Origin of the sequence: Thauera terpenica 58Eu (genome assembly GCF_000443165.1) — a bacterium.
GTDB classification, from domain to species: Bacteria; Pseudomonadota; Gammaproteobacteria; order Burkholderiales; family Rhodocyclaceae; genus Thauera; species Thauera terpenica.
Map to the genome: position 1 here is coordinate 75302 of NZ_ATJV01000059.1, position 16489 is coordinate 91790.

Genomic DNA, 16489 nt, shown 5'->3' on the forward strand with positions numbered 1-16489 from the left:
GTGATCGACGCTGATTACACCTAGCTGCGGTAATCGGCGTTGATCTTCACGTAGTCGTAGGAAAAGTCGCAGGTCCACACGGTGGCTGCGGCCTGGCCGCGTGCAAGATCGATGCGCACGCTCAGCTCGGCGTGCTTCATGATGCGCGCGCCGGCGTCCTCAAGATAGGACACAGCACGCCCGCCGTGCTCGGCCACCAGCACTGACTCTTCGGGATTGCCCAGCCACACACGCAGCTTTGACACCTCCAGATCATCGATCCCGGCGTAGCCGATGGCGGCCAGGATGCGACCCAGATTGGGGTCGGAGGCAAAGAAGGCGGTCTTCACCAGCGGCGAATGTGCCACTGCGTAAGCCACCTTGCGGCACTCGTCACGGTCCGCTCCGCCTTCGACCGTGATCGTCATGAACTTGGTTGCGCCTTCGCCGTCGCGCACGATGGCCTGCGCGAGCGCGATCGACACCTCCACCACCGCATCGCGCAGCGCCTGGTAGTCGGCGCCGTTGGTGGCGGCGATCTCGGCATTGTCGGCCGCGCCGGTCGCGATCAGGATGAAGGAGTCATTGGTCGAGGTATCACCATCGACCGTGATGCTGTTGAAGGACAGATCAGCCGCCTCCGTGACCAGTTGCTCCAGCACTGGCTGCGCCACCGCCGCGTCGCAGGCCAGAAAGCCGAGCATGGTCGCCATGTTCGGCCTGATCATGCCCGCGCCCTTGCTGATGCCGGTCAGGGTCACCGTCTTGCCACCGACCTGCACTTGCCGGGACACCGCCTTGGCCAGCGTATCGGTGGTCATGATCGCGTGTGCGGCGTCGAACCAGCCGTCGGCGCACAGGTTGGCGATCGCTCGCGGCAAGCCGGCGACCAGCCGGTCAACCGGCAGTGGCTCCAGGATCACCCCGGTGGAAAAGGGCAGCACCTGCGCCGCGGTGATGCCCATCTGCGCGGCGAGCGCCGTGCACGTCACACGGGCAGCAACCAGCCCGGCCTCACCGGTGCCGGCATTGGCATTGCCGGTGTTGATCACCAGCGCACGGATCGCCGCGGACGACAGGTGCTCCTTGCACACTTGCACCGGCGCCGCACAGAAGCGATTGCGGGTGAAGACACCGGCCACGCGGCTGCCCTCGGCCAGCTCGATCACGCTCAGGTCGCGCCGTTCGGCCTTGCGAATACCGGCTTCGGTGACGCCCAGGCGGACGCCACCAACCGGCAGCAGGTGGGCGGGATTGGGGGTGTGCAGATTGACAGCCATGCGGATCTCCGACGAAAAGGCTCAGCTCAGTTTGCCATGACAGTGCTTGTACTTCTTGCCCGAGCCGCAGGGGCAGGGATCGTTGCGCCCGGCCCGCGGCCCGCCTTGTGCCAGCGCAGCACCCTGCTTTGCATTCGCCGCGGCCAGCGCTGCGTCCTGATCGGCATGGTGGTACTGCACGTTGTCGAGCACCGGCGGCGCTTCGGCCTCCTCGAGCTGGGCCTCGGTGCGCACCTGCACGGTCATCAGCACCTTGCTGACATCGGCACGCACTGCGTCCAGCAAGGTCTCGAAGAGTTCGAAGGCTTCGCGCTTGTATTCCTGCTTGGGGTTCTTCTGCGCGTAGCCGCGCAGGTGTATGCCCTGGCGCAGGTGGTCCAGCGCGGCGAGGTGCTCGCGCCAGTGCGTATCCAGGCTTTGCAGCATCACATTGCGTTCGAACTGGTGCCAGGCTGCCCTATCGACCACCGCGATCTTCGCCGCGTAGGCTTCCTCGCCCGCAGTGATGATGCGCGCCAGGATGGCATCGTCGTCCAGACTCGGCTCCGCCTTGATCCACTCCCCCACCGGCAGCTTCAGCGCCAGCTCGGACGCCAGCGCCAGCTCCAGGCCGGCGATTTCCCATTGCTCCTCGACACTGTCGACCGGCACATAGCGCCGGAACAAATCGTGTACCACGCCCTGGCGCATGGCCTGGACGGTGTCGGAGATGTCCTCCGTCTCCAGCAGCTCGTTGCGTTGCTGGTAGATCACCTTGCGCTGGTCGTTGGAGACGTCGTCGTATTCGAGCAGCTGCTTGCGGATATCGAAGTTGCGCTGCTCGACCTTACGCTGCGCCGATTCCAGCGAACGCGTGACCATCGCATGCTCGATGGCCTCACCTTCGGGCATCTTGAGCCGCACCATGATCGCATTCAGGCGCTCGCCCGCGAAGATCTTCATCAGCGAGTCTTCCAGCGACAGGTAGAAGCGGCTGGAGCCGGGGTCGCCCTGACGACCGGAGCGGCCACGCAGCTGGTTGTCGATACGACGCGATTCGTGGCGCTCGGTGCCGATGATGTGCAGGCCGCCGGCCGCGATCACCTGCTCATGCACCTTCGCCCATTCCGCGCGCAGGGTGGTGATCTTCGCTTCCTTGTCCTCAGGCGAGAGGCTGGCATCGTCGCGCACCAGCGACACCGGCTGCTCGATGTTGCCGCCGAGCACAATGTCGGTACCGCGGCCCGCCATGTTGGTGGCGATCGTGACCACGCCCGGGCGACCCGCCTGCGCCACGATCTGCGCTTCGCTGTCGTGCTGCTTGGCGTTGAGCAACTGGTGCTCGATCCTGGCCGCCTTCAGCAAGCCGGACAGGAATTCGTTGGTCTCGATCGAGGTCGTGCCCACCAGCACAGGCTGACCGCGCTCGACGCAGCTGCGGATGTCGGCGATCACCGCATCCCATTTTTCGTTCGCGGTGCGATAGACCTTGTCGTTCTCGTCCTTGCGCAGGGTGGGCTTGTTGGGCGGAATGACCACGGTCTCGAGGCCGTAGATGGAATGGAACTCGAAGGCTTCGGTGTCGGCCGTGCCGGTCATGCCGGCCAGCTTGCCGTACATGCGGAAGTAGTTCTGGAAGGTGATCGAGGCCAGGGTCTGGTTTTCGGCCTGGATGCGCACGCCTTCCTTGGCCTCCACCGCCTGGTGCAGGCCGTCGGACCAGCGCCGACCGGCCATCATGCGGCCGGTGAACTCATCGACGATGACCACTTCGTTGTTCTGCACGACGTAGTGCTGGTCCTTGTGGTACAGCGCATGCGCCCGCAGGGCGGCGTACAGGTGGTGCACCAGGAGGATGTTGCCCGGGTCGTAGAGACTGGCGCCTTCGGTGAGCAGCCCCATACGCATCAGGACCTGTTCGGCACTCTCATGACCTTCTTCGGTCAGCAACACCTGATGCGCCTTGAGGTCGACGGTGTAGTCGCCGGGCACGCTGACATCGTCACCTTCGCCTTCCTGGCGCTTCAACATGGGCGCGACCTGGTTCATCTTCAGGTAGAGCTCGGTGTGGTCCTCTGCCTGACCGGAGATGATCAGCGGCGTGCGCGCCTCATCGATGAGGATGGAGTCCACCTCGTCGATGACGGCAAAATTGAGCGCGCGCTGCACGCGCTCATTGGACGCGTAGACCATGTTGTCGCGCAGATAGTCGAATCCGAATTCGTTGTTGGTGCCGTAGGTGATGTCGGCCGCGTAGGCCGCCTGCTTTTCAGCATGCGTCATGCGCGACATGTTGCAGCCGGTGGTGAGGCCGAGAAAGCCGTAGATGCGCCCCATCCACTCGGCGTCACGGCTGGCGAGGTAATCGTTGACCGTGATCACATGCACGCCCTTGCCGGAGAGCGCATTCAGGTAGGCGGGCAGGGTCGCGACCAGGGTCTTGCCTTCGCCGGTACGCATCTCGGCAATCCTGCCGTTGTGCAGCACCATGCCGCCTACGAGCTGGACGTCGAAGTGGCGCATGCCATGCACGCGCTTGCCGGCCTCGCGCACCACCGCGAAGGCTTCCGGCAGCAAGGCCTCCAGGGCCTCGCCGTCGGCCACGCGTTGCTTGAATTCGGCCGTCTTGCCACGCAAGGCCTCATCGGACAGAGCGGAAATTTCCGGCTCCAGCGCATTGATCTTGCGCACCGCAAGGAAGTACTGACGGACAAGGCGGTCATTACGACTACCGAAGATTTTCTTGAGCAGGCCGGAGATCATGTTTTGGGGCTCGACGTCGATTCGGCAAAGGCGCGAGTTTATCATGCCGTACCGGGCGCCCCGTGCCCCATGTCTGCCGCCGCGACGAGAACGCAGGCAAGCTCTGCCTGCGCTTGCGCTCCCTGGCATCATCCCTGCCCACCTTGAACTCAGCCCCACCCACGCTTGCCCGAGAACCATGAGCCGACTCATTCAACGCTTTCTTGGCAGCGGCGAAGCTCTCGCCCGCCTGCAGGATCACGCCGCACGCCTGCGCCGCCTGCAGGGCACGCTCGAGGCCGCCTTACCCGCAGCCCTGGCCGAACAATGCCGGGTGGCCAACTGCAAGGACGGCACTCTGGTCGTGAGCACGCGCAACGGCGCCACCGCGGTGCGGCTCAAACAGATGCTGCCCAGCCTGCTCGAACACTTCGCACGCACCGGCCACGTGCTCGACACGATCAAGGTCAAGGTCGGCACGCCGGAACAGGTGGAGTGGCGTGCGCCGCCGCCAGAGCGCCATATCTCGGCCACGGCAAAACAGGGCCTGAGCGCGTTTGCCGAATCCCTGCCCGCTGATTCGCCCCTGCGTGAGGCGCTGGAGCGACTGGTCAGACGTGGCCGGGAGTAAGTTGCAGCGCAGGCAGAGCCACACTCACAACATCGGCGCCAGCACACGCTCGATGGCAAACAGCGCAAGCACGGCGAACACCAGCATCACGCTGACGCGAAAAATCTTCCATGCCCAAGTGCGATATCGGGGCTTGCCGGTGAGCAGCCACAGCACCATCGCCGCGCCGACGCCCAGCACCGCAAGCATCAGCAAGGCGCGCAAGATCAGCATGACTCAGGCCTGCGCCAGCAAGGCATCACCGAACTGATGCGTGACCGCAGGCGGTGTCAGCTTCGGCTGCTCGAAGCTGACGATTTCCCAGGCCGTTTCGTCTTCCAGCAACACCCGCAAGACCTGGTTGTTGAGGGCATGACCGGCCTTGTGCGCTGAATACGCTGCCAGCAAGGGATGGCCGCAGAGGTAGAGGTCACCGATGGCGTCGAGCACCTTGTGCTTGACGAACTCGTCGGCGTAGCGCAAGCCTTCGGCATTGAGCACGCGATACTCGTCCATCACGATCGCATTCTCGAGGCTACCCCCCAGCGCCAGGCCGTTGGCACGCATGAACTCCACATCCTGCATGAAGCCGAAGGTGCGCGCGCGCGCGACGTCGCGGATGTAGGAGTGCTCGGCAAAATCAATCGTCACCCGCGTCGAGGTGCTGTCGATCGCCGGGTGGTTGAAAACAATCGAAAAGCTGAGACGAAAGCCGTCGTAAGGCTCGAGACGCACCCATTTGTCGCCTTCGACATACTCGACCATCTTCTTGACGCGAAGAAACTTCTTCGCCGCAGACTGCTCCTCGATGCCCGCTGATTGCAGCAGGAACACGAAGGGCGCCGAGCTGCCATCAAGAATGGGAATTTCGGGCGCATCGACATCGACATGGAGGTTGTCTATGCCCAGGCCGGCCAGCGCCGACATCAGGTGCTCGACCGTGCCCACTTTCTCGCCGTCCTTCTCCAGCCCGGAACACATGCGCGTGTCGCACACCGCGTAGGGATCGGCCGGCAGGCTCAAGGGCGGGTCAAGATCAACGCGATGAAAGACGATGCCGGTATCCGGCGCCGCCGGACGCAGCACCAGCGTCACCTTGCGTCCGCCGTGCAGACCGACGCCGGTGGCCTTGACGATGGATTTGAGGGTGCGCTGCCTGATCATTGTTGTATTCCGCATTTATCGGCCCGAATTTTACCACGCAGCCCCATCCAGCAAGACTATCGGCCCCATACCCCCTGCCCGCGTCAGCACAGCCTCCGTAGCGCAATGGTGCAAACGTGATTGGCGCAAAGACTGAGCAAACGACATGGGCACCCGTCACGAACCGGAGGCGGCGGCTCGCAGCGGGTGCCCATCTGTTTCATCCGCGCGCAGGACGAGCGCGGCGCAAAAGCGGGTCAGTCGGCCTGACGACGCAGGAAGGCGGGAATGTCGTAGGTACCCACGCCACTCGTGCTCATGGCCTCGACCGTGGTACGACGACCACTGCGCATCACCGCCGGTACGTCGAGGTTGTTCATGTCGACCGCAGCGCCACCGCTCATCGCCGGACCGTAAGTGCCGGTGCCCTGCACCACCTGCATGACCGGCTGGCGCGCGGCGCGCGGAGCGCCCAGACCCGTCGCCACGACGGTGATGCGGATGCGGTCCTCCATGCTCTCCTCGAACACGGTGCCGTACTTGACGAAGGCTTCGGGCGCGGCGAAAGCCTGTACCGTCTTCACCGCGTCACGCACTTCGGACATCTTCAGCGACTTGCTCGCGGTGATGTTGATCAGCACGCAACGCGCACCGGACAATTCCGTGCCTTCGAGCAGCGGCGACACCGCGGCCTGCTCGGCCGCGATGCGGGCACGATCCATGCCTGCGGCTTCGGCCGAACCCATCATGGCGCGGCCCATCTCGGCCATCGCAGTGCGTACGTCCTGGAAGTCGACGTTGACCAGGCCGGGAACATTGATGATCTCGGCGATGCCACCAACAGCCGAGCGCAGCACGTTATCGGCCGAACGGAAGCACTCCTCGAAGCCAGCATCGTCGCCATAGACGTCGAGCAGTTTGTCGTTGAGCACGACGATCAGCGAATCGACGTGGCGAGTCAGCTCCTCGACACCACTTTCGGCAACGCGGATGCGATTCTCGAAATCGAAGGGCTTGGTCACCACGGCGACGGTCAGGATGCCCATCTCCTTGGCAATCTCGGCCACGACCGGCGCCGCGCCGGTGCCGGTGCCGCCACCCATGCCGCCGGTGATGAACACCATGTGCGCGCCCTCGAGCGCGGCAGCGATCTCTTCGCGCGACTCCTGCGCTGCCGCACGCCCCGCCTCCGGCTTGGAGCCCGCGCCCAGACCACTGCCGCCGAGCTGAAGCTTGTGCGTGGCCAGATTGCGGTTCAGCGCCTGGGCGTCGGTGTTGGCGGAGATGAAATGAACGCCCTTCACCCCTTCACGGATCATGTGATCGACCGCGTTGCCGCCTGCACCGCCCACCCCGATCACCTTGATGACCGTACCGGTTGGCTCTTTTTCAACGATTTCAAACATTTGCCTCGCCTCCTGAATTTGCGACCCTGCTCAACAACGATTGCCGAAAAACCTGCATATAGTGCAAACCGGAAAGTTTAATACTAAATGCGGACTCAATAATCGACTCTCATCCAAAATGATCGGACTTGAGCTGCGTGCTCAGAAATTGCGCTCGAACCACAGCTTGATGCGCCCAAAAAACTGCTTCACGCTGCGCGTGTCGCGTGTCTGCTGACCACGCCGACGCTGAGCGGCGCCCTCCATCACCAGCCCCATTGCGGTCGAGTACCGCGGCTGGCACACGACGTCAGCCAGCGCGCCGTCGTACTGTGGCGCGCCCACGCGCGCCGGCATGTGAAAGACATCTTCGCCGAGCTCCGCCATGCCGCGCATCACCGCAGACCCGCCGGTCAGCACGATGCCCGAGGACAGCAGCTCCTCGTAACCGCTGCGGCGCAGTTCAGCCTGCACCAGCTCGAACAGCTCCGACACCCGCGGCTCGATCACGTCCGCCAGCGCCTGACGTGACAACTTGCGCGGCGGCCGGTCGCCCACGCCCGGCACCTCGATCATTTCCTCCGGGTCCGCCATCTGGTGCATCGCCACCCCGTGGCGGATCTTGATCTCTTCGGCTTCGGCGGTGGGCGTGCGCAGCGCCATCGCGATGTCGTTGGTGATCTGGTCACCCGCGACCGGAATCACCGCCGTATGACGGATCGCACCCTGGGTGAACACTGCGATATCGGTCGTCCCGCCGCCGATATCGACCATGCACACGCCCAGCTCCTTCTCGTCGTCGGTGAGCACGGCGTGGCTGGAAGCGAGCGGCTGCAGGCTCAGATCCATCACCTCCAGACCGCAGCGCCGCACGCACTTGATCACATTCTGCGCCGCCGATTGCGCGCCGGTGACGATATGCACCTTGACCTCGAGACGCACGCCGCTCATCCCGATCGGCTCACGCACACCACCCTGGCCATCGATGATGAACTCTTGGGTGAGGATGTGCAGGATCTGCTGCTCGGCCGGGATGGGCATCGCACGCGCGACCTCGATCACGCGCTCCACGTCCAGGGGCGTGACCTCCTTCTCCTTGATCGCGACCGTGCCGCTGGAGTTGAAGCTCTTGATGTGACTGCCGGCGAGACCCGTATAGACGTCGTGGATCTTGCATTCGGCCATCGACTCGACCTCCTGCACCACGCGCGAAATCGCATCCACCGTGGCCTCGATGTTGACCACCACGCCACGCTTGAGACCGTTGGTGGCCTGCGTGCCGAGGCCGACAATGTTGAGTCTGCCGTCCGGGCGCACTTCGGCGACCATGCAGGTCACCTTGGCCGTGCCGATGTCGAGACCGACGATCAATTCCTTGTATTCCTTGCTCATTGCTTGCCCTTGCTGGCGCCTTTAGGCGCGGACTGCAACAGCACCGTGCCGTCAGCCGGCGTCAGTGCAAATCCATTTGGATAGCGTAAATCCGCCACCTTGATGTCAATGTCGATCTGCTCGCGCACACGCGGCCAGGCGGCGATGAAGCGCTGCAGCCGGTCGCTGAGTTGAGACCTTTCCTGCTCGCGGCCTAGCATGATCACCAGGCCGTTGTCGAGTCTGAGCTGCCACGCCTGGCGCGCGGAGAGCGCAAGACCCACCAGGCGCGCGCCCATCGGCTGCAACAGGGTCGAGAACTCGCCATAGCGTGTCAGCAAACCACTCGATGAGCCCTGCGGACCGTCAAACTGCGGCAGTTCGGCGTCGCTGGCAGCAACGAAGACCTCGCCCTGGGCATTGACCAGGCGCGCCTCCCCACTGTCCGACGCCGTCCAGTAAGCCACCGCCTGATGCTCCTCGACGTGCAGCTCGATCGCATCCGGCCAGCGCCGTCTCACCTCGGCCTTGCGCACCCAGGGCAGCTTTTCGAAAGCGGTTTTCATGCTTGCGAGATCAACGGTGAAGAAGTTGCCGTCGATGGCGGTGCGCGCTGCGTATTCCAGTTGCTCCTCGGTGACGTGTGCGAGCGGGCTGAGGACAACGACCTCACTGAGCGGAAACAGCGGCCGCGACACGAACCAGAGCATCAGCGCCCAGCCCAGCCCGATGGCCCCGAGCAGGGTGAGCAGGTCCGAGACCAGGTTGAGCAGCTCCGGCCTGTGCCACATCCCGTTATCGACGCGCACGCGCGCAGTCCGGCGCGGCAGCCGGGTCGAACGGATGGCAGCAGGGCGCGCGCTCAAATCAGCCAAGGCGGGCTCCTTCAAGGATCTTCAGGCACAAGGCCTCGAACTCCAGCCCCGCAACGCGGGCCGACATCGGCACCAGTGAATGGCTGGTCATGCCCGGCGAGGTGTTCATCTCCAGCAGATAGGGGCGTCCCTGTGCGCTCAGGATCAGATCCGCCCGCCCCCAGCCACGGCAACCCAGAACCTGCGCCGACTTCATCACCAGCGCGCGCAGTTCGGCTTCGTGTTCGGGGGCCAGGCCACAGGGGCAGTCATAGCGCGTGTCGTCGGTGAAATACTTGTGCTGGTAATCGTAGTTGCCATCCGGCGCCACGATGCGCACCAGCGGCAGCACCTGATCCTCGAGGAAAGGCGCGGTCAACTCCTCACCGTCGATGAATTCTTCGGCCAGCACCAGGCGGTCGTACTGCGCCGCCAGTTCCCACGCCGCCTGCAGTTGATCGGCCGCGGTGACCTTGGTCGCGCCCATGCTCGAGCCTTCATGCGCCGGCTTGACGAAGATCGGCAAGCCCAGGTCGGCAACCACCGCGGCCCAATCCGTGTCGGCCTGCAGGATGGCGTAACGCGGCGTGGGCAGGCCACTGGCCAGCCACACCATCTTGGTGCGCCACTTGTCCATCGCCAGCGCCGAGGCCATCACACCGCTGCCGGTATAGGGAATACCCATCAGCTCGAGCGCACCCTGCACCGTACCGTCCTCGCCGCCACGGCCATGGAGCGCGATGAAGACGCGCTCGAAGCCCTCTTCCTTGAGCACATGCAGATCGCGCTCGGCCGGGTCGAAGGCATGCGCATCCACGCCCGCCGCCTGCAGCGCCGCGAGCACCGCACGACCCGACATCAGCGACACCTCACGCTCGGCGGACGTGCCGCCGAACAACACCGCAACCTTTCCCAAGCCTGGCATTACTGCACGTCCTCAATGCGGGCAAGTCTGGCGGGCACCGCACCGATGCTGCCCGCCCCCATGGTGATCACCACGTCGCCATCACGCGCGGCAGAAAGAATCATCCGTGGCATGTCGGCGACATCCTCGACAAACACCGGCTCGACATCGCCGACCAGACGCAGCGCGCGCGCCAGCGAACGCCCGTCAGCGGCCACGATCGGCGCTTCGCCCGCCGCGTACACCTCGGCGAGCAGCAGCCCATCGACCGTCGACAAGACCTTGACGAAATCCTCGAAGCAGTCGCGCGTGCGGCTGTAACGATGGGGCTGGAAGGCCAGCAGCAGACGCCGCCCGGGGAAGGCGCCGCGTGCGGCCGCAATCGTCGCCGCCATCTCCACCGGGTGATGACCATAGTCGTCGACCAGGGTGAAGCTGCCGGCCTCGTCGCCGTCGAGATCGAGCAGGTGCACCTCGCCATAGCGCTGGAAGCGACGCCCGACACCGCGAAAATCGGCCAGCGCCTTGACGATCGCGGCATCGGGCACCTGCACCTCGGTCGCCACTGCAATCGCGGCGAGCGCGTTGAGCACGTTGTGCATGCCAGGCAGGTTGAGCTCGATGGGCAGACGCGAAGTCGTGCCATTGACCCGCACGCAGTCGAACAGCATGCGTCCGCCATCGGCACGCACGTTCTCGGCGCGAATGCTCGCACTCGCGCTCAGTCCGTAGCGCACGATCTGCTTCGATACCTGCGGCATTATCTCGCGCACGTTGGGGTCTTCATCGCACAGCACGGCGACACCGTAGAACGGCAGGCGCTGCAGGAAGTCGACGAAGGCCTGCTTGACACGGCCAAAGTCGTGGCCGTAGGTATCCATGTGATCGGCGTCGATGTTGGTCACCACCGAGATCACCGGACTGAGCAGCAGGAAGGAGGCATCGGACTCGTCCGCCTCGGCCACCAGGAAGTCGCCCTTGCCCAGCCGCGCGTTGGCGCCGGCGGCATTGAGCCGACCACCGATGACGAAGGTCGGGTCCATCGCGCCCTCGGCGAGGATGCTGGCCACCAGCGAGGTGGTGGTGGTCTTGCCGTGGGTGCCGGCGATGGCAATGCCCTGCTTGAAGCGCATCAACTCGGCCAGCATCTGCGCGCGCGGCACGATAGGGATGTGACGCTCACGCGCGGCCACCACCTCGGGGTTGTCGTCCTTGACCGCGGTGGACACCACCAGCACATCCGCGTTGTCCACATTCGCTGCGGCGTGACCACGCATCACGCGCGCGCCCATCTTCTGCAGGCGGGCAGTGGCGGCATTGACGCCGAGGTCGGAGCCGCTCACCGCATAACCCTGATTGACCAGCACCTCGGCGATGCCGCTCATGCCCGAGCCGCCGATGCCGACAAAATGAATATTCCTGACCTTGTGCTTCATGTCTTGTCTCCGCCGGCCAGTTGCTCGCACACGCGCGCCACCTCCGCCGCGGCCAGCGGGCGGGCAAGGGCACGTGCGTGTTCAGCCATCTGCAACAGGCGTGGGCGATCGATGCTGGCGAGAATGCCGGCCAGACGCTCGGCGTTGAGTTCGGTTTGGGGCAACAGGTAAGCGCCACCGCGTTCGGCGAGAAAGCGCGCATTGCCGGTCTGGTGGTCATCCACCGCATGCGGGAAGGGCACCAGCAGGCTCGCCGCCCCCACCACAGCCAGTTCGGCCACCGTCAGCGCGCCGGCACGGCAGATCACCAGATCGGCCTCGGCATAGGCGGTCGCCATGTCTTCAATGAAGGGCCGCAGATCCCCCTCGACCCGGGCGCGGGCATACGCCGCGCGCAGGCCTTCAATCTGCTTCTCGCCGGCCTGATGCAGCACCTGCGGGCGCTGCTCGGCGGACAAGCGTCCAAGGGCTGCAGGAACCGCCTCGTTGAGCGCAGCCGCACCCAGGCTGCCGCCCACGACCAGGATGCGCAGCCGCCCCTCACGCCCGGCGAAGCGCTCGCCCGGCGGCGCCACCGCCGCGATCTCGGCGCGCACCGGATTGCCAACCCAACGCCCCTTGTCGAGCACCGCGGGGAAGCCGGTCAGCACCGCGTCAGCCACTCTGGCCAACACGCGGTTCGCCAGCCCCGCCACCGAGTTCTGCTCATGCAACACCAAAGGACGACCGAGCAGCGCCGCCATCATGCCGCCGGGAAAGCTGATGTAACCCCCCATGCCCAGCACCACATCGGGGCGGGTACGGCGCAGCGCGCGCCATGCCTGCCAGAAGCCGTAGACAAGATTCAGCGGCAGCAGCATCTTGCGCATGACGCCCTTGCCGCGCAGCGCGCCGAAACGCACCCAGGCCGTTTCGTAGCCGTGCGCGGGCACGATGCGCGCCTCCATGCCCTCGGGGTTGCCCATCCACACCACCCGCCAGCCACGCGCACGCAAGGCCTCGGCGACCGCGATACCGGGAAAGATGTGGCCGCCGGTGCCGCCGGCCATGACCATCAGGGTCTTCATGTGGCAACCCCCCGTTTGAGCTGGCGCACCTCCCAGTCACAGCGCAGCAAGATCGCAATCCCCACGCAGTTGGCGACGATGCCCGAACCACCAAAGCTCATCAGCGGCAGGGTCAGCCCCTTGGTGGGCAGCAGCCCCATGTTGACGCCCATGTTGATGAAGGACTGCACCCCTATCCACAGACCGATGCCTTGCGCCACCAGGCCGACGAAGTAGCGCTCGAGCTTGATCGCCTCGCGCCCGATGACGAATGCGCGCTGCACCAGGACCGCAAACATGAGGACGACCGCCATGATGCCGACGAAGCCGAGCTCCTCAGCGATCACGGCAAGCAAAAAGTCGGTGTGCGCCTCGGGCAGGTAGAACAGCTTCTCCACGCTCGCGCCCAGACCCACGCCGAACCATTCCCCGCGCCCGAAAGCGATGAGCGCGTGCGAGAGCTGATAGCCCTTGCCAAAGGCATCCTTCCACGGATCCATGAAGCCGAGCACACGCTCCAGGCGGTAGGGTGAGCTCAGGATCAGGAGGATGAAGCCGATCACCGCCACCACCGCAAGCAGGGCGAACACCCGCCCATTCACGCCGCCGAGGAAAAGCACACCGAAGGTGATGGTGGTGATGACGACGAAGGCACCGAAATCAGGTTCGCGCAACAGCAGCCCACCGACGAGGATGATGACCGCCGTCATCGGCAGAAAGCCACGCTTGAAGCTGCTCATCGCATCGAGCTTGCGCACCGTGTAGTCGGCGGCATAGAGCGCAGCGAAGATCTTCATCAGCTCGGAGGGCTGCAGGTTGATCGGGCCAAGCGAGAGCCAGCGCTGTGCACCGTTGACCTCGCGCCCCACGCCGGGAACGAGGACCAGGATCAGCAACAGCACGCCGGCGACGAACAGGCCTGGCGCCGCGCGTTGCCAGCTCGCCATCGGGAACTGGAAGGCAATCAGCCCACCGAAGATGCCGACGCACATGAAGAGCGCGTGGCGCATCACGAAGTAGTAGGGCTGGTAGCCGGTGAAGCGGCTGCCCTCGGCAATCGCAATCGAGGCCGAATACACCATCACCAGGCCAAGCAGGAGCAGGCCAAGCGCCGACCAGATCAGCAGCGCGTCGAGCTCGCGCACCGAGCTGCTGCCGCGGGCCGAACGATCGCTGGCGCGCGCCGTGCCCTCCGCCCTGCCCGAGGCGCTGGAGAGCATCCCACCCAAGTGGCCACCGAGCTTCATCGCGCCTCCACCTCCGGCAGGCGACGCGCTGCGGCGACGAACACCTCGGCCCGATGCACGTAGTTGCGGAACATGTCCAGGCTGGCGCACGCCGGCGAGAGCAGCACGATGTCCCCGGGGTGCGCCAAGCGCGCTGCACGCAGCACCGCGTCATCGAGATCGGTAGCGCGCTCGATGCGCACGCCTGCGCCCTTGCCGGCGTCCGCACATGCGCCCACGCCGGCAAGCGCAGCCTCGATGCGCGCGGCATCGCGGCCCATCAAGACCACCGCCCGCGCCTTGTGCGCAATGAGCGCGGCCAGCGGCGCAAAGTCCTGACCCTTCCCATCGCCACCCGCGATCAACACCACCGGCGCATCGAAACCAGCAAGGGCTGCAACCGCCGCCCCCACATTCGTGCCTTTCGAGTCGTCATAGAAACGCACGCCATCGGCGCGTTCAGCGACCAGCTGGACACGGTGCGGCAGTCCCCGGAAGGCAAGCAGGCCCGTGATCAGCCGTTTCGGTTCGATGCCAAGCCCGCTTTCGCACAAGGCCAGCGCCGCCAGGACGTTCATCGCATTATGGCGCCCGGCGAGCGGCAGGTCGGCCAGGGCGATCAACGCCTGCTCGCCGCGCACCAGCCAGTCCGCGCCGCCCCTGCGCGCAATGCCGTAATCTTCTACCCCTTCCGGCGCCTGGACACCAAAGCGGATCACCCGCCGCCCGGGCAAGGCCATCGCCGCGACGCGGGCATCGTCACGATTGAGCACCTGCACTCCATTGCCCTGAAAGATCACCGCCTTGGTGGCCGCATAGTCCTGGACGCTGGGGTAGCGGTCGAGATGGTCATCGCTGACGTTGAGCACCGTCGCCGCATCCGCATCGAGACCATGCATGGTCTCGATCTGGAAGCTGGACAGCTCCAGCACCCAGCACTCCGGCAGCGCAAGCCCGAGCTCGAGACGCTCCATCAGCACATCGAGCGCGGCCGGGCTGATGTTGCCCGCCGCCACCGCATCGACGCCGACCGAGCGCGCCAACGCAGCGCTCAGCGCCGTGGTCGTGGTCTTGCCATTGGTGCCGGTGATGGCAAGGATGCGCGTGTGCTCGCGTACCCCGAGCTCACGCAGCGCATCCGCAAGCAGGGTGATTTCGCCGCTGATGGGCAGGCCGCGCCGACGCGCCTCAGCCACCACGCCCACACGCGGGTCCAGCCCGGGGCTGAGCGCGACGAGATCGACGCCGTCCAGCACCTCGGCACCGAAATCACCGCTGATGAGTTCGGCCAGCGGCGCATCTTCACGCAAGGCATCCCGCCCGGGCGGCACACGGCGGCTGTCGGCCACACGCACGCGCGCGCCGCGCAGCGCACACCAGCGCGCCATCGCCAGACCCGACTCTCCGAGCCCGAGCACCAGAACGTGTTTGCCGGTCAGAACACTCATCGCAGTTTCAAGGTCGACAGGCCGAACAGCACCAGCATGATGGTGATGATCCAGAAGCGGACCACGACCTGCGTCTCCTTCCAGCCACTCAATTCATAGTGGTGATGCAGCGGCGCCATGCGGAAGATGCGCTTGCCGCCGGTAGCCTTGAAGTACAGCACCTGCAGCATGACGGACAGGGTCTCGGCAACGAAGAGGCCGCCCATGATGAAGAGCACGATCTCCTGGCGCACGATCACCGCGATCGTGCCCAGCGCCGCACCCAGCCCGAGCGCACCGACATCGCCCATGAACACTTCTGCCGGGTAGGCGTTGAACCACAGGAAACCCAGACCGGCGCCGCAGATCGCGCCGCAAAACACCGCCAGCTCGCCGGCACCCGCGACATAGGGCACGCCCAGGTACTTGGAAAAGCCGACGTGGCCCGCCACATAGGCGAAGATCGCGAGCGCACCGGCAACCATCACCGTCGGCATGATCGCCAGACCATCGAGGCCATCGGTCAGGTTCACCGCATGGCTGGTGCCGTTGATGACGAAATAGCTCAGGGCGATGAAACCGACCACGCCCAGCGGATAGCTCACCGCCTTGAAGAAGGGCACGATCAGCTCGGTCTGCGCCGGGGTTGCGGCGGTGACGCCGAGGTAGATCGCCGCCGCCAGCGCGATCAACGAGGTCCACAGATACTTCCAGCGGCTCGCCAGACCCTTCGGATCACGATGCACGACCTTGCGCCAGTCATCCACCCAACCCACCGCACCGAAACCGAGGGTGACGAACAGCGTCACCCAGACGTAATCATTCCTCAGGTCGCCCCACAGCAAGACGGTGATGCCGATTGAAATCAGGATCAGCGCGCCGCCCATGGTGGGCGTGCCGGCCTTGGTCAGGTGCGACTTGGGACCGTTGTCACGCACCGCCTGGCCGATTTTCTTCGCCGTCAGCCAGCGGATGACGCCGGGCCCGGCGATGAGCGAAATCGCCAGCGCAGTGAGCGCGGCGAGCACCGTCCTCAGCGTGATGTAGCCGAAAACGTTGAAGCCACGAATGTCCTGGCTGAGCCAGAGTGCAAGTTCCAACAACATG

At 65.2% G+C, this 16489-nt stretch carries 14 protein-coding genes; 1 reads left to right on the forward strand and 13 read right to left on the reverse strand.

The window, feature by feature from the left end; all coding sequences use genetic code 11:
* Positions 1-20 precede the first annotated feature (20 nt).
* Both argJ and secA read right to left on the reverse strand, forming a co-directional pair.
* Positions 21-1259 carry a bifunctional glutamate N-acetyltransferase/amino-acid acetyltransferase ArgJ gene (gene argJ, locus M622_RS31410; protein WP_021249628.1) on the reverse strand — a complete coding sequence of 413 codons (1239 nt, stop codon included), beginning with the start codon at positions 1257-1259 and terminating at the stop codon, positions 21-23.
* A gap of 21 nt (positions 1260-1280) precedes the next feature.
* On the reverse strand, positions 1281-4001 hold the full coding sequence (secA, locus tag M622_RS31415; RefSeq protein WP_021249629.1) for a preprotein translocase subunit SecA: 2721 nt from the start codon (positions 3999-4001) through the stop codon (positions 1281-1283).
* A 178-nt stretch (positions 4002-4179) separates the two neighbouring features.
* On the opposite strand from secA, the gene M622_RS31420 reads away from it, so the two are divergent.
* Positions 4180-4611, forward strand: coding sequence for a DciA family protein (locus M622_RS31420; protein ID WP_021249630.1), 432 nt, complete (start codon positions 4180-4182; stop codon positions 4609-4611).
* Positions 4612-4635: 24 nt separating this feature from the next.
* On the opposite strand, the gene M622_RS31425 is transcribed toward M622_RS31420, so the two are convergent.
* The 11 genes from M622_RS31425 to mraY form a co-directional block, all read right to left on the reverse strand.
* Positions 4636-4824 carry a hypothetical protein gene (locus tag M622_RS31425; protein ID WP_021249631.1) on the reverse strand — a complete coding sequence of 63 codons (189 nt, stop codon included), beginning with the start codon at positions 4822-4824 and terminating at the stop codon, positions 4636-4638.
* A 3-nt stretch (positions 4825-4827) separates the two neighbouring features.
* Entirely contained in the window at positions 4828-5754 is a 927-nt protein-coding gene (gene lpxC / locus M622_RS31430; RefSeq protein ID WP_021249632.1) for a UDP-3-O-acyl-N-acetylglucosamine deacetylase, read from the reverse strand.
* A gap of 236 nt (positions 5755-5990) precedes the next feature.
* On the reverse strand, positions 5991-7139 hold the full coding sequence (gene ftsZ, locus M622_RS31435) for a cell division protein FtsZ (protein ID WP_021249633.1): 1149 nt from the start codon (positions 7137-7139) through the stop codon (positions 5991-5993).
* A gap of 141 nt (positions 7140-7280) precedes the next feature.
* Positions 7281-8510 carry a cell division protein FtsA gene (gene ftsA / locus M622_RS31440; RefSeq protein ID WP_021249634.1) on the reverse strand — a complete coding sequence of 410 codons (1230 nt, stop codon included), beginning with the start codon at positions 8508-8510 and terminating at the stop codon, positions 7281-7283.
* The gene (locus M622_RS31445) at positions 8507-9364 is read right to left on the reverse strand and encodes a cell division protein FtsQ/DivIB (protein WP_021249635.1); all 858 of its coding nucleotides are present in this window, start codon (positions 9362-9364) and stop codon (positions 8507-8509) included. The genes ftsA and M622_RS31445 overlap by 4 nt, the downstream gene beginning before the upstream one ends.
* Positions 9357-10268 (reverse strand): D-alanine--D-alanine ligase, encoded by a 912-nt coding sequence (locus M622_RS31450; protein WP_021249636.1) that lies wholly within the window; start codon positions 10266-10268, stop codon positions 9357-9359. Before M622_RS31450 ends, M622_RS31445 begins: the two co-directional genes overlap by 8 nt.
* Positions 10268-11683, reverse strand: coding sequence for a UDP-N-acetylmuramate--L-alanine ligase (gene murC, locus M622_RS31455; RefSeq protein WP_021249637.1), 1416 nt, complete (start codon positions 11681-11683; stop codon positions 10268-10270). Before murC ends, M622_RS31450 begins: the two co-directional genes overlap by 1 nt.
* Positions 11680-12750, reverse strand: a complete 1071-nt coding sequence (murG, locus tag M622_RS31460) for an undecaprenyldiphospho-muramoylpentapeptide beta-N-acetylglucosaminyltransferase (protein ID WP_031346959.1) — start codon at positions 12748-12750, stop codon at positions 11680-11682. The genes murC and murG overlap by 4 nt, the downstream gene beginning before the upstream one ends.
* Positions 12747-13976 carry a putative lipid II flippase FtsW gene (gene ftsW, locus M622_RS31465; protein ID WP_021249639.1) on the reverse strand — a complete coding sequence of 410 codons (1230 nt, stop codon included), beginning with the start codon at positions 13974-13976 and terminating at the stop codon, positions 12747-12749. Before ftsW ends, murG begins: the two co-directional genes overlap by 4 nt.
* Entirely contained in the window at positions 13973-15403 is a 1431-nt protein-coding gene (murD, locus tag M622_RS31470; protein ID WP_021249640.1) for a UDP-N-acetylmuramoyl-L-alanine--D-glutamate ligase, read from the reverse strand. The genes ftsW and murD overlap by 4 nt, the downstream gene beginning before the upstream one ends.
* The gene (mraY, locus tag M622_RS31475) at positions 15400-16488 is read right to left on the reverse strand and encodes a phospho-N-acetylmuramoyl-pentapeptide-transferase (RefSeq protein WP_021249641.1); all 1089 of its coding nucleotides are present in this window, start codon (positions 16486-16488) and stop codon (positions 15400-15402) included. The genes murD and mraY overlap by 4 nt, the downstream gene beginning before the upstream one ends.
* Between the last annotated feature and the right edge of the window lies 1 nt (position 16489).

Excerpts from the sequence above, each read along its gene's own strand:
- argJ (WP_021249628.1), bottom strand. The coding sequence starts at position 1,259 with ATGGCTGTCAATCTGCACACCCCCAATCCCGCCCACCTGCTGCCGGTT.
- secA (WP_021249629.1), bottom strand. The coding sequence starts at position 4,001 with ATGATCTCCGGCCTGCTCAAGAAAATCTTCGGTAGTCGTAATGACCGC.
- M622_RS31420 (WP_021249630.1), top strand. The coding sequence starts at position 4,180 with ATGAGCCGACTCATTCAACGCTTTCTTGGCAGCGGCGAAGCTCTCGCC.
- M622_RS31425 (WP_021249631.1), bottom strand. The coding sequence starts at position 4,824 with ATGCTGATCTTGCGCGCCTTGCTGATGCTTGCGGTGCTGGGCGTCGGC.
- lpxC (WP_021249632.1), bottom strand. The coding sequence starts at position 5,754 with ATGATCAGGCAGCGCACCCTCAAATCCATCGTCAAGGCCACCGGCGTC.
- ftsZ (WP_021249633.1), bottom strand. The coding sequence starts at position 7,139 with ATGTTTGAAATCGTTGAAAAAGAGCCAACCGGTACGGTCATCAAGGTG.
- ftsA (WP_021249634.1), bottom strand. The coding sequence starts at position 8,510 with ATGAGCAAGGAATACAAGGAATTGATCGTCGGTCTCGACATCGGCACG.
- M622_RS31450 (WP_021249636.1), bottom strand. The coding sequence starts at position 10,268 with ATGCCAGGCTTGGGAAAGGTTGCGGTGTTGTTCGGCGGCACGTCCGCC.
- murC (WP_021249637.1), bottom strand. The coding sequence starts at position 11,683 with ATGAAGCACAAGGTCAGGAATATTCATTTTGTCGGCATCGGCGGCTCG.
- murG (WP_031346959.1), bottom strand. The coding sequence starts at position 12,750 with ATGAAGACCCTGATGGTCATGGCCGGCGGCACCGGCGGCCACATCTTT.
- ftsW (WP_021249639.1), bottom strand. The coding sequence starts at position 13,976 with ATGAAGCTCGGTGGCCACTTGGGTGGGATGCTCTCCAGCGCCTCGGGC.
- murD (WP_021249640.1), bottom strand. The coding sequence starts at position 15,403 with ATGAGTGTTCTGACCGGCAAACACGTTCTGGTGCTCGGGCTCGGAGAG.
- mraY (WP_021249641.1), bottom strand. The coding sequence starts at position 16,488 with ATGTTGTTGGAACTTGCACTCTGGCTCAGCCAGGACATTCGTGGCTTC.